Genomic DNA, 12,788 nt, shown 5'->3' with positions numbered 1-12,788 from the left:
GTCCTGGCGTTCGGCGCCGGCACCGCCCTCACCGCGCTGGTGGCAGCGCCAGGCCGGGCCGCGGCCGCGACGCCCGCCCCCGCGACCTCCGCCCTGTCCCGCCGGTTCCGCGCGCTGGAGAGCGAGTACGGCGCCCGGCTGGGCGTGTACGCGCGGGACACGGACACCGGCGCGACGGTGGCCTACCGGGCCGCCGAACGCTTCCCGATGTGCTCGGTGTTCAAGGCTCCCGCAGTCGGGGCCGTGCTGCGCGACCTCGACCGCGACGGGGAGTTCCTCGCCAAGCGCGTCCACTACACCCAGTGGCTGGTCCGGAAGTCGGGCTACGCGCCGGTCACCGGCAAGCCGGAGAACCTCGCGAACGGGCTGACCGTCGGCGAGCTGTGCGCGGCAGCCGTCGGCGAGAGCGACAACGCCGCGGCGAACCTGCTGCTGCGCGAGCTCGGCGGGCCCACGGCCGTCACCCGCTTCTGCCGCTCGCTGGGCGACGACACCACCCGGCTCGACCGCTGGGAGCCCGAGCTGAACTCCTCGGAGCCGTGGCGGATCAGCGACACCACCACGCCGGGCGCCATCGGGGCGACGTTCGGCCGCCTGCTCGTCGGCCGGGCCCTGCCGCGCCGGGACCGCGAGCGGCTGACCGGCTGGCTGGTGGCGAACACCACCAACACCGACCGCTTCCGGGCCGGGCTGCCCGAGGGGTGGGTGTCGGCGGACAAGACGGGCGGCGGCAGCGACTACGGGGTCGCCAACGACGTCGGGGTCGTCTTCCCGCCCGGGAGGGGGCCGCTGGTGCTGGCGGTGCTGTCGACGACGTACGCGGCCGAGGGGCCGCAGCATGACGCGATCGTCGCGCGAGCCGTGAAGCTGGTGACCTCGACGCTCCGCTGAGCCCTTTCGGACTGCGGCAACCGGACTGCCCCGCACGGTCCGCCGCCGGGCGCCGCGTACGTCGTGGCCGCTCGCGCGGTTCCCCGCGCCCCGGAGGGGCGCGGGACGCCGGGGGTCAGGCCAGGTCGCGGGTCACCGCATCCGCGGCGCGCTGGACCAGAGGGGCCAGCGCGACCGCCCGCGCCGCCCCCATCCGCGTGCTGGGGGCCGAGATCGTCAGCGCCCCCACGCCGGCGCCGTAGGCGTCGTACACGGCGGCGCCCACCGCGTGCACATCGGCGACGCTCTCGTCGATGTTGAGCGTGAACCCGCGCTCCCGCGCGCGGGCCAGCTCCGCCTCCAGGTCCGCGAGCCCGGGGAGCGTGGCGGGGGTGAGCCGGGCCAGCCCGGACGCGTACCGCAGGCGCACGGCGTCCGGCGGGAGCCGGGCCAGCAGCGCCTTGCCGCCCGCCGTGCCGTACGCGGGCAGCCGGTCCCCGGTGCGCGGTGCGACCCGCAGCGGCTGCGTGCCGTCGACGCCGTCGACGAAGTGGACGTCGGGCCCGTCCAGGACGAGGAGGTTGGCGGTCTCCCCCGACTCGTCCCGCAGCCGCTCCAGATGCGGGCGGGCGACGCGGACCAGGGTGCGCTCGTCGACGGTGCGGCGGGCCAGCCCGAGCAGCACGGGGCCGAGGCGGTAGCGCCGGGTGCCGGGCTCCTGTTCGACGAAGCCGTGGCCGCGCAGCGTCGAGAGCAGGCGGTGCGCCGTGGAGCGGGCGACGCCCAGATAGTCGCTCACCTCGGTGAGACGCGCCGGCTCCCGCTCGCGCAGATACACCAGCGTGCGCAGCGCGTTGGCCACGGAGCTCGCTCCGTAGGCGTCGGCCGGGTCGGTGCCATCTTTCGGCATAGCAGAAATTCTATGCCAGAGCATTCCTCCGGAGAGGGGAAAAACCTAGTTTGGTGGGCTGATGCGCGCATGAGAACTCCCGTACCGCTCCGCATCGTTCCGTTCCACGGAATCCGCTGACCTCGGCCACCGTCTGGAGGTCCCGGCATGGCGTCAGCACCGCGCGACGCGCCCCCCGGCGTTCCGGCCCGCCCACCGGGCCGCTGGCGCCCATGGCACACGCTGTGGCTGCTGCTGCTGTTGGGCTGGACGGTGAGCGCCGCCGACCGCGCCGTCACCGGGCCCGTCGTCACCTGGATGATCGACAACGGGGTCGGGTTCCTCGCCGAGGCGGACCGCCCGCACGCCCTCGGCGGGCTGATCGGCGGGCTGTTCTTCGCGGGCTATATGCTCACGCAGTTCCCCGGCGGCTATCTGGGCGACCGCTACGGCCACCGCACGCTGCTGGTGATCAGCCTGTTCTGGGCGGGTGTCGCCACGCTGCTGACCGGATTCACGGGCGGGCTGGTGGCGTTCATCGCGGTCCGGGTGGTCACCGGGCTCGGTGAGGGCGCCTTCTACTCGAACGACCGCACGCTGATCACGGCCGTCACCCCCGAGCGGCACCGCAGCCTGGGCATGGGCGTGGTCATCACCGGGCTGTCGATCGGCATCACCCTCGCGCTCGTCCTCACCCCGCACTTCATCGACGTGGGCAAGGCGCTGCTGCCCGACATCGAGGCGTGGCGGATGGCGTTCTGGATCCTCGGCGCGGCGACGCTGCTGGTGGCCGCCGTACTGACCGTGTGGTTCCGCGCCCATCTGCGGCTGACCGTGCTGTGCCGCGCCGCGCTGCACCTGGGCGCGTACGCGGCCGCCGCGCTGGCCCTGGTGATGGCCGTGTACGCGGTGGGCGACTGGGCCGAGCTGTCCGAGCTGTGGATCGCGCTGCTGGAAGTCGCCCTGGCCGTGGGGCTGGTGCTGTTCGCGCTGCGCCGCAAGGGCGAGGAGCTGGGGCCCGTCCTGAAGAACCGCGATCTGTTCCTGCTGTACCTCGCCAACATCGCGATCCTGTGGAACCTGTGGTTCTTCAGCTTCTGGTCGGTCTCCATCGTCGCGGGCGCCGCACACTCGTCGTTCATGAACTCCGCGCTCACCGCCGGGTTCAACGCCGGGGCCGGGATCCTGGGCTTCCCGGTCGGCGGCTGGCTGTCCGACCACGGGATCCGGCGCGGCTGGGGCCGCAAGCAGATGATGCTGGCCTTCACCGGAGCGCAGGCGGTGCTCACCATCGCGTTCGCCTGGTATCTGGCGGCGGCCGCCGCGCCGTCGCTGTGGGCCATGGGGGCGCTGCTGTTCAGCGCGAGCGTGTTCTTCAACGCCCTCCAGCCCGTCGGCCACGCGCTCACCGCCGAGCTGGCCCCGCCCGGGATGCGCGGTTCGGCGTTCGGCATGGAGAACCTCATCGGGGAGACCGGCGCCGTGCTCTCCCCCGCCGTGAGCGGGGTGCTGCGGGACGGGACGGGCGCCTGGCACGCGGCGGTGTGGCTGGACGCGGGACTCGTCGTCGCCGGGCTCCTCGTGCTCTCCCGGATCCGCTCGCCGGGCGCCGCACCGGCCCCCGGCGGCACCCCCGCCTGACGCCCCCTCAGCGAAGGGATCGAGACAGATGCGCACCGTCCGCGACGCCGCCTTCGACGTCCTGCGCCGACAGGGTATGACCACCCTGTTCGGCAACCCCGGCTCGACCGAGGTACCGCTGCTCACCGGCCTCCCCGACGATCTGCGGTTCGTCCTGGCCCTGCACGAGGGCTCCGTCGTCGGCGCCGCCACCGGATGGGCGCTCGCCCGCGGTGAACCGGCGCTCGCCCTGCTGCACACCACCGCCGGGCTCGGCAACGCCGTCGGGGCGCTGGCCACCGCGCGGGAGAACCGCGCGCCGCTGGTGGCGCTGGTCGGCCAGCAGGACCGCAGGCACCTGGTCCAGGAGCCCTTTCTCACCGGCCGTCTGGCGGGGCTGGCGGGCGACTACCCCGTGCGCCGCGAGACGCCGCCGCGCGCCCAGGACGTGCCGGGCGCGCTCGCCAGGGCGGCGCACGCGGCCCGGCTGGAGCGCGGGCCCGCGCTCGTCCTGGTCCCGATGGACGACTGGGCCGCGCCCGCCGAGGAGCTGCCGCTGCCCGCGCCGGACCGGCTGCGCCCGGCGCTCGCGGCCGACCCCGAGGCGGTGCGGGACGTGGCCGACCTGCTGGCCGACGCCACGGCGCCGGCGCTGGTGGTCGGCGCGGGCTGCGACGCGCCGGACACCTGGGGCGCGCTCACCGCGCTGGTGGAGCGGCTGCGGTGCCCGGTGTGGCAGGAGGCGTTCGGGGCCCGCGCCGGGTTCCCGCAGCACCACCCGTCCTTCGCCGGGCACCTGCCGTCGGACCGGAGCCTGCTGCGCGAGGTGCTGGCCCCGTACGACCTCGTCCTCTCCGTCGGCGCGCCGGTGCTCCGCCAGTACGCCTACCGGCCCGGCCCCCTGGCCCCGCCGGGCACCCGGCTGGCGCTGGTCACGGACGACCCCGCGGAGGCGGTGCGCGCCCCGGTGGAGTACGCCGCGCTCGCCCCGCTCCCCCAGTTCTGCGCGGCGCTGGCCGCCCAGGTGCCGCAGCGCGCCCCGCACAGCGCACCGGACGCGGCGGACCGGGCGGGGGCGCGGGCCGCCCCCGGGGACGCGTGGAAGCCCGACGGCGACGGGGCGCTGGAGGCCGCCGAGGTGCTGGCCGCGCTCGCCGCGCGGATCCCCGCCGACGCCGTCGTCCTGGAGGAGACCCCCTCCAGCCGTCCCGAGCTGCACGCGCTGCTCCCGGCCCGGCGGCCGTCGGGCTTCCTCAGCGCCGCCATGGGCGGGCTCGGCTTCGCGCTGCCCGCCGCGGTCGGGGTGCGGATGGGCGCTCCCGCGCGCCCCGTGGTCGCCGTCGCCGGGGACGGCTCGGCGCTGTACCAGGTGCAGGCGCTGTGGACGGCGGCGCACTACGGGGTGGGGGTGCTCGTCGTCGTCCTCGCCAACGGCCGGTACGCGGTGCTGGACCAGTTGGCCGGGCAGCACGGCGGTGGCGGCGGCGCCTGGCCCGCGTTCCCCGAGGTGAGCCTGGCCGGACTGGCGACGGCGCTGGGCTGTCCGGCACGCCGGGTCACCGGCCGCGCAGCGCTGCTGCGCGAGCTCGACGAGGCGCTGCCGAAGCTCGCGGAGCGGACGGCGCCGCTGCTGCTCGAAGTGGAGGTGAGCCAGGCCCGGTGACGTCCGGCGCCTGGTATCGGGGCTGCGCTTGCCGGGCCGGGGCTGCCCCTTGCGGTACATCGCGGGCTGCGGGTGCTGTGTGGCTTGGCGCGCAGTTCCCCGCGCCCCTCCGGGGCGCAGCGCGTACCGGCCGGCCACGGGCGCCCCGCCAGGGGCGCGGGGAACTGCGCGGCAAGGGGCAGTCTCTCCCCCTGGGAGGGAACTCGGAGTTGGGGCGGTTCGTTGGGACACGGTGCGGAACCGGAGCTCGACCCTGTCCCCGACCTCCCCCACACCCCCGGAGGCACGAGCCATGACCCGGAACGACTCCCGCCCTTCCCGCCGCACCGTGCTCGGCGGCGCCGGCCTGGCCGCGCTCGCCACGGCGGCGGCCGGCGGCACCGCGCTGGCCGGGCCCCGCCGCGGCGCCGGCCGGCCCACCGAGTTCCCGCTCCCCGACGGGTTCCAGCCCGAGGGCATCACCATCGGCAAGGAGCCGTACGCGTATCTGGGCTCCCTCGCGAACGGCGCCGTCTACCGCGCGGACCTGCGCACCGGCCGCGGCCGCGTCGTGTACGCGGGCGCGGAGGGCACCTCGGCGGTCGGCGTGAAGCTGGACCACGACGGGCTGCTGTACATCGCCGGGCGGACGGACGGCACCGTGCGCGTGCTCGACACCCACACGGGCACCCTCGTCGCGACCCACCAGGCGGCCCCGGAGAGCGGCCACTTCATCAACGACGCGGTGCTGCTGCGGGACCGCGCCTGGTTCACCGACTCCTACGACAGCGTGCTGTACGGCGTCCCCCGGGGCCGCTACGGGCCGCACGAGATCCGCGAGCTCCCGCTCGGCGGCGACTGGCAGCAGGAGCCCGACGGCGTCAACGCGAACGGCGTCGTCGCCACGCCCGACGAGCGGGCGCTGATCGTCGTCAACAGCCCGCTGGGCCGGCTCTACCGCGTCAGCCTGCGCACCGGCCGCGCCACCGAGATCGCGCTGCGCGGCGCGGAGGACGTGGTGGGCGGCGACGGCCTGGTGCGGCTCGGCTCCACGCTGTACGTGGTGCAGAACCGGCAGAACGTCGTCAGCGTCTTCACGCTCGACGAGCGGGGGACGACGGCAAAGCTGCGGCGGCGGATCACCGACCCGCGCTTCGACGTTCCGACCACCGCGGCGCCTTACCGGAACCGGCTCTATCTCGTCAACGCCCGCTTTACGACACCGCCGGAGCCGGACACGGAGTACAACGTGGTGGCGGTCCCGCTGTGACGCTCCGCCCTACACCGTGTGGACCAGGTGCTTGATCTCCTGGAACTCCGACAGCGCGCGGGGGCCGTTGAGCCGCCCGACCCCGCTCTGCTTGAAGCCGCCCTCCTCCATCTGGTCGCGGATGACGGCCCAGGTGTTCGTCCACACCGTGCCCGCGTCGACCCGCCGCGCGACCCGCAGCGGCCGGTCGACGTCCCGGGTCCACACGGAGGCGGCCAGGCCGTACTCGGTGGCGTTGGCCCGCCGTACCGCGTCGTCCTCGTCGCCGAACACCTCGAAGGTGGCCACCGGGCCGAAGACCTCGCGCTGGACGAGCGGCACGTCCACGTCGTCGGTCTCGACCAGCGAGGGCCGCAGGAAGGCGTCGGCGCCCTCGGGGTTCAGCAGGCCCCCGCGCACCAGGACCTTGCCGTAGGTCCCGGCCTCGGCGACCAGTCCGTCGATCCGCAGCGCCTGCTCGCGGTCGACGACCGGGCCCATACCGGTGTCCGGCTGGTCCCCGGGGCCGGGGCGCACGGCCTCCAGCGCCGCCGTCATCCGCTGCCGCAGCGCGTCCGCGACGCCCGCCTGGGCGAGGATGCGGCTGCCCGCCATGCAGAACTGCCCGGCGAAGGTGGTGACGGCCGCGGTGAGCACCGGTACGGCCGCGTCCAGGTCGGCGTCGTCGAACACCAGCATGGGCGACTTGCCGCCCAGCTCCAGTGAGCAGGGCTTCAGCCGCTGCGCCGCACTCGCCATGATCGCGCGGCCCACGGCCGTGGAGCCGGTATAGCTGATCACGTCCGTGCCGGGGTCGGAGACGAGCAGCGGCGCCCCCTCGTTCCCGGACTCGGTGAAGGCGTTGAGCACGCCGGGCGGCAGCGACTCGGTGGCCGCGACGATCTCGTACAGCAGCCCGTTGGTGAGCGCGGTCTGCGCGGGCATCTTCATCGCCACGGTGCACCCGGCGGCGAGCGCGGGCGCGAAGGAGCGCACGGCGAGGACGACCGGGGCGTTCCACGGCACGATGACACCGGCGACCCCCATCGGCTGGTGCAGCGTCATGGAGTAGCTGCCGGGGGCCGTCTCCCCGGCCCGTCCGGTGTCGGTGAGGGCCAGGGCCGCGTTGTAGCGGAGCTTGGGGATGGCGTCGTCGACCTCCAGCGCCGCGTCGGCGAGCTTCTTGCCGTTCTCCCGGGACAGCAGCGCGATCAGCTCGTCGCGCCGGGCCTCCATCCGGTCGGCCATCTCCAGCAGCGCGCGGGCCCGCAGGGAGCGGTCCCGGGCCCAGCCGCCGTCCCGGGCGGCGAACGCGCGCCGCGCCGCGCCGATCGCGGCACGCGCGGTCCCGGCGTCCGCGTCGGCGAAGGTGCCGATCGTCTCTCCGGTGGCGGGGGCGCGGGTCTCGCCGACCGCGGGCCCGTCCCGCCAGCTGCCGTCGATCAGGTTCTGTACGTGCGGACGGCTCATCGCCCCGCCCCTCTCTGCCCCGGAAGGGTCACCGGTTCGAACACACCGTCACCCCTTCCCCCACACGGGAGGGCTACGCCACCGGGGTCACCGCAGTTTCCGCCGATCCGTGCCGGGGCCGCGCACCCCTGCGTCGTCGGCTACGCCGTCGGCTACGCCGTCAGCGGGGCGCAGCGGAGCGGGGTGAGCCCGGAGTAGAGGGCCAGCCCGAACATGCAGGCGACGGTGGCGGCGGCCAGCGCGAGCGGGTTCAGCACCCCGGTGGTCCCCGCGACCACCCCCAGCAGCGCGAGCAGCGCCGCCACCACCAGCCGGGAGAGGGCCACCACGCCGGTCCGCGCGTGGAGGTAGAGCAGGTTGCCCAGCAGATAGAGGACCGGGCCGCCGGCCACGCAGACCGCCACCTCCGGTTCGACCGGTCCGGTGGGGTGCAGGGTGACCTGTTCGATGGAGACGGCCACCACGATCGCACCGGCGATCATCACTGCGTGCGCGTAGGCGAATCCGGAGCGGGCGATGGCGGTCTGCTGCGCACCGGCCGGGTCCTCCTCGCGCTCGCGCGCCGGCCGGAAGCCGAAGTAGTTCCACCACAGCAGCACCAGTCCGGCGAAGCCGATCACGGTCGTGGCGACGACCTGCCCGGTCAGCTCCACCTCGTCCAGGGTGAATCCCATGATCAGAATGGACTCGCCCAGCGCGATGATGAACACCAGCCGGTTGCGCTCGGCCAGGTGTTCGCGGTGCAGCGGCCAGGTGCGCGCGGGCGCCGAGCCGAGACCGGGCAGCCGGAAGTCGACCAGCGGCGCGGCGTAGTCGATCACTACGGCGGCCAGCCACCACCCGAGCCGCTGGTCCTCGGGCCCCAGCGCGCCCGTGAGCCACGCCGCGCCGGACAGCGCGCTCCAGGCCAGCAGCCGCGCGTAGTTGCCGCCCAGCTGCCGGCCCCGGCAGGCCCACACCATGAAGGCGCTGCGCACCACCTGCAGACAGACGTACGCGGCGGCGAAGAGCACCGCGTCCTTGCCGAACGCCTCCGGCAGCGCGATGGCCATGCCCAGCGCCATCAGCATCAGAAAGGCGGTGAGCAGCCGCACCGGGACGCTGTCCGGGTCCAGCCAGTTCATCGCCCACGCGGTGTAGTTCCACCCCCACCACACGGCCGCGAACAGCACCAGCGCGCGCAGTGCGCCGGTGCCGGTCAGATGCGCCAGCAGAAAGTGGGAGAGCTGGATCACGGTGAACACGTAGACGAGGTCGAAGAACAGCTCGATGGCCCCGACCTCGGGGGCCTCTCCGTTCGTCCGCGAGCGCAGCACCGGGCGCCGGGCAGTCTCAGCAGGCATGCGGGCATGCTAGTGCCGTGGCCGGAAAGGTTCACCGCCTCGCGCCGCCCGGCACGGCGCCTCGCGGCGTTGCCGGATCACGCGAGTACGCCCAGTACGAGCCGCGATCCGGCGCCTTGCGATGCACCGCACCGGACGACGCGAGACGGCAAACCTTTCCGGCCACGGCACTAAAGGGTGTCTCCCGCGGATCCCGCTGGATCGGGGCTGCCGCCTGCGGCGCGTCGCGGAGTGTGCCTGCGGCGGCGGGCCGAGCTGCGCGCGCCACCGGGCCCGCTGAGCCGCGGGTCCCGCTGGTCAGCTCGCTGCGCCGGGTACGGAGGCCCGCAGCCGCCGCTCCGCGTCCGCGCCGGGGGCGACGCGCGGCAGCCGCCACAGGAAGACGGCGCCGACGGCCCACCACGCGCCGACGATCGCCCACTCCTGAGGCCACACCAGCGCCGCCTGCATCCCCGGCAGATAGAGCACGCCGAGGCCGAGGCTCAGCAGCAGCGCCGCACCGCCGAGGGCCGGGCCCGCGGGAGTGCGGAAGGGGCGCTCCATCGCGGGCTCGCGGCGGCGCAGCGCCAGGAAGCAGAGCACCACCACCACGTAGCCGACGACGATGTTGATGCCGCCCGCGTCGACCAGCCAGGTCAGCATCGGCCGGCCGAAGAGCGGCGCGAGCGCCGAGAGCCCGCCGATGGTGAGCACGGCGTGGGCCGGTGTGCGGAAGCGGGGGTGCAGCCGGGCGAACCAGCGCGGCAGCATCCCGGACTCCGCCATCGCGTACAGCAGCCTGCTGCCGCCGATGAGGAAGGCGTTCCAGCTGGTGAGGATCCCGGCGATGCCGCCGGCCACGAGGATGTTGCCCATGGTCCGGCTGTCCCACAGCCCCGCCATCGCGTCGGCCGACGCCAGGTCGGCGCGGGCCGCCTCGCCCGCCGTCAGCCCGGAGCCGACGGTGAGCATGATGAGCGCGTACCACAGCGCGGCGCACGCCACGGAGACCACCAGCAGCTTGCCCACCTGCCGGTAGGGGAGCTTGATCTCGGCGGCCGACTGCGGGATCACATCGAAGCCGACGAACAGGAACGGCACCGCGACCAGCACGTTGAACAGGCCGCCGGCCCCGCCCCGGAACAGCGGCCGCATGTCCTCGCCGGAACCGCCGGTGAACGAGCCCACCAGCAGCAGCACGCCCACGGCCAGCAGGAACAGCACGGCGATGCTCTGGAAGACGCTGGCGGGGCGGATGCCGAGGTAGTTCACCGCGGTGACCGCGAGGGCCGCTCCGGCCCCGACGGCCACCCAGGTGGCGTGCACCTCGTACCCGCTGACCGTCCACATCCTCCCGGCCAGCATGTCGGGGAAGAGGTACAGCAGGGTCTGCGGGAGCGAGACCGCCTCGAAGGCGGCCACGGAGAGGTAGCCGAGCAGCATCGCCCAGGACGCGACGAAGGCCCCGCGCGAGCCGAGCGCGCGCAGCCCGTAGTGGTGCTCGCCGCCCGCGAGCGGCATGGCCGAGACCAGCTCGGCGTAGCAGAGCCCGACCAGCGCGACGACGACGCCGCCCACGCAGAAGGCGAGGGCGGCGCCGCCGGGTCCTGCGTCGGCCAAGAAGTCGGAGGTGAGCACCACCCAGCCGAAGCCGATCATCGCGCCGAAGGCGAGTGCCAGCACGTCGCCCCGGCCCAGCACCCGCAGGAATCCGCCGTTCTCGACCATGGACGTAGTGCAGCGCACGGAGCGATCGGGGCACCATACCCGTGCCGTAAAGACTGGATCACGGCGCGGCGCGGGGGGCCGGGCTCGTCGGGGGCCCGCTCAGTGCGGCAGCGCCGCCTCGATCGCGGCGGTGACCTCGGGCGCGTCGGGCTCGGTCCGCGGGCCGAACCGGGCGGCGACGGCGCCGTCCGGGGCGATCAGGAACTTCTCGAAGTTCCAGCGGATGTCGCCGGTGTGGCCCTCGGCGTCCGGAGCGTCCACGAGCCCGGTGTACAGCGGGTGCCGCTGGGGGCCGTTGACCTCGGTCTTCTCGGTCATGGGGAAGGTCACCCCGTAGGTGGCCGAGCAGAACGCGGCGATCTCCCCCGCGCTGCCCGGCTCCTGGCCCATGAACTGGTTGCAGGGCACGCCCAGCACGGTGAAGCCGCGCGGCGCGTACTGCTCGTGGAGCCGTTCCAGCGCGGCGTACTGCGGCGTCAGCCCGCACTCCGAGGCGACGTTCACCACCAGGACGGCCCTGCCCCGGTACTGCGCGAGCCGCGCAGGGCCGCCCTGGAGCGCGTCGATTTCCACGTCGAAGACAGTCACTTCACCCTCCTGATGTGCACTCGCCCCCGTCCGGGGCGCCAAGTCTACGAGGGCGCAAGGTGAGTGGGCGGGGGGCCGGTGCCGCGCGGGTCAGTGCAGCGGGACGTCCAGCCGGGCCCTGCGGTGGCTGAACGCGGCCAGGGACCAGGGCCCGTGGTAGCTGCCCATGCCGCTCTCGCCGACGCCGCCGAACGGCAGGTCCGGCACCCGCAGGTGCGCCATCGGCATTCCGAAGCCGAGCCCTCCGGAGGAGGTCTCGGCCGCGAGGCGGCGCCGCGTGGTCTCGCTCCCGGTGAAGGCGTAGAGGGCCAGCGGCTTGTCGCGCTCGTTGATGAACGCGATCGCCTCGTCCAGGTCCGCGACCTCGACGAGGGGCAGTACCGGGCCGAAGATCTCCTCCTGCATCACCGGCTCGTCGGGCTCGACCCCGGCGAGCACGGTGGGAGCGATATAGCGGTCGGCGCGGTCGGTCCGCCCGCCGACGGCGGTGGTGCCGGAGGTCAGCAGCGCGCTGACGCGGTCGAAATGGCGCTCGTTGACGATCCGCCCGTACGCCTCGGAGCCCTGCGGGTCGGGGCCGAAGCGGCGCTCGACGGCGCCGGCCAGCGCCGCCGCGAGCCCGCGCGCCGTGTCCGGGTCGGTGAGGACGTAGTCCGGTGCCACGCAGGTCTGGCCCGCGTTGGCGAACTTCGTACGGACCAGCCGCTCGGCGACGGTGGTGAGGTCGGCGTCCCGGTCCACGAACACCGGTGACTTGCCGCCCAGTTCGAGCGTCACCGGGGTCAGATGCTCGGCCGCCGCGCGCAGCACGATCCGGCCGACGGCGCCGTTGCCGGTGTAGAAGATGTGGTCGAAGCGCCGGGCCAGCAGCTCCGTCGTCTCCGGCACACCGCCCTCGACCACGGCGGCGGCCCCGTCCAGATACCGCGGCACCAGCCGGGCCAGCAGCGCGGAGCTGGCCGGGGCGAGCTCGCTCGGCTTGAGCAGCACCGTGTTGCCGGCGGCGAGGGCGCCCGCGACGGGCAGCAGCGCCAGCTGGACCGGGTAGTTCCAGGGGGCGATGACCAGCACGGTGCCCAGCGGCTCGTACCGGGTGCCGGCCGTCGAGCCCTCCGGGAGCCCCGCGAGCGCCGCCGGGCCGAGCTGCTGCGGCGCGAGCCACTCCTCCAGGTGGTCCAGCGTGTGGTCGATCTCCCGCAGCGGGAGGTCGACCTCGGCCGCGTACGCCTCGGCGGGCGGCTTGCGCAGGTCGGCGTGGAGCGCGTCGGCGAGCTCCCGGCGGTTCTCGGCGAACAGCGCGCGCAGCCGGGTGAGCTGCTCCCGGCGCCAGCCGAGCGGCCTGGTCCGGCCGGTGGCGAAGACAGCGCGCAGCTGGTCGACGGGATCGTCGGAGTGGGGCATGGGCTGTCT

At 74.6% G+C, this 12,788-nt stretch carries 10 protein-coding genes; 4 read left to right on the top strand and 6 right to left on the bottom strand.

Features of this window, described 5'->3' with window-relative positions; all coding sequences use genetic code 11:
- Positions 1-891 (top strand): class A beta-lactamase (gene bla / locus G5C65_RS18820; protein ID WP_241265898.1); only part of this gene is annotated, 891 nt, incomplete at its 5' end.
- A 115-nt stretch (positions 892-1,006) separates the two neighbouring features.
- Here bla and G5C65_RS18815 read toward each other — a convergent pair.
- On the bottom strand, positions 1,007-1,780 hold the full coding sequence (locus G5C65_RS18815; RefSeq protein WP_165300032.1) for an IclR family transcriptional regulator: 774 nt from the start codon (positions 1,778-1,780) through the stop codon (positions 1,007-1,009).
- 147 nt (positions 1,781-1,927) lie between these two features.
- On the opposite strand from G5C65_RS18815, the gene G5C65_RS18810 reads away from it, so the two are divergent.
- The 3 genes from G5C65_RS18810 (at position 1,928) to G5C65_RS18800 (ending at position 6,291) form a co-directional block, all read left to right on the top strand.
- Entirely contained in the window at positions 1,928-3,400 is a 1,473-nt protein-coding gene (locus tag G5C65_RS18810; protein WP_165300031.1) for an MFS transporter, read from the top strand.
- A 28-nt stretch (positions 3,401-3,428) separates the two neighbouring features.
- Positions 3,429-5,042, top strand: coding sequence for a thiamine pyrophosphate-dependent enzyme (locus G5C65_RS18805; protein ID WP_165300030.1), 1,614 nt, complete (start codon positions 3,429-3,431; stop codon positions 5,040-5,042).
- Positions 5,043-5,334: 292 nt separating this feature from the next.
- Complete coding sequence (locus G5C65_RS18800; protein ID WP_165300029.1) at positions 5,335-6,291, top strand: SMP-30/gluconolactonase/LRE family protein; 957 nt, start codon at positions 5,335-5,337, stop codon at positions 6,289-6,291.
- 9 nt (positions 6,292-6,300) lie between these two features.
- Here the strand turns inward: G5C65_RS18800 and G5C65_RS18795 are convergent, their stop codons facing one another.
- The 5 genes from G5C65_RS18795 to G5C65_RS18775 form a co-directional block, all read right to left on the bottom strand.
- Positions 6,301-7,740, bottom strand: coding sequence for an aldehyde dehydrogenase family protein (locus tag G5C65_RS18795; protein WP_165300028.1), 1,440 nt, complete (start codon positions 7,738-7,740; stop codon positions 6,301-6,303).
- 152 nt (positions 7,741-7,892) lie between these two features.
- Positions 7,893-9,083, bottom strand: a complete 1,191-nt coding sequence (locus G5C65_RS18790) for a low temperature requirement protein A (RefSeq protein WP_165300027.1) — start codon at positions 9,081-9,083, stop codon at positions 7,893-7,895.
- A gap of 297 nt (positions 9,084-9,380) precedes the next feature.
- Positions 9,381-10,790, bottom strand: a complete 1,410-nt coding sequence (locus G5C65_RS18785) for an APC family permease (RefSeq protein ID WP_165300026.1) — start codon at positions 10,788-10,790, stop codon at positions 9,381-9,383.
- A gap of 99 nt (positions 10,791-10,889) precedes the next feature.
- Positions 10,890-11,378, bottom strand: coding sequence for a glutathione peroxidase (locus tag G5C65_RS18780; protein WP_165300025.1), 489 nt, complete (start codon positions 11,376-11,378; stop codon positions 10,890-10,892).
- Positions 11,379-11,468: 90 nt separating this feature from the next.
- Positions 11,469-12,779 (bottom strand): aldehyde dehydrogenase family protein, encoded by a 1,311-nt coding sequence (locus tag G5C65_RS18775; protein ID WP_165300024.1) that lies wholly within the window; start codon positions 12,777-12,779, stop codon positions 11,469-11,471.
- Positions 12,780-12,788: the final 9 nt, after the last annotated feature.

The sequence above is a fragment of the Streptomyces boncukensis genome, assembly GCF_011045075.1.
Lineage (GTDB): Bacteria > Actinomycetota > Actinomycetes > Streptomycetales > Streptomycetaceae > Streptomyces > Streptomyces boncukensis.
Note: the sequence above shows the minus strand (reverse complement) of the source record. Positions and strands in the feature narration are given on the sequence as shown.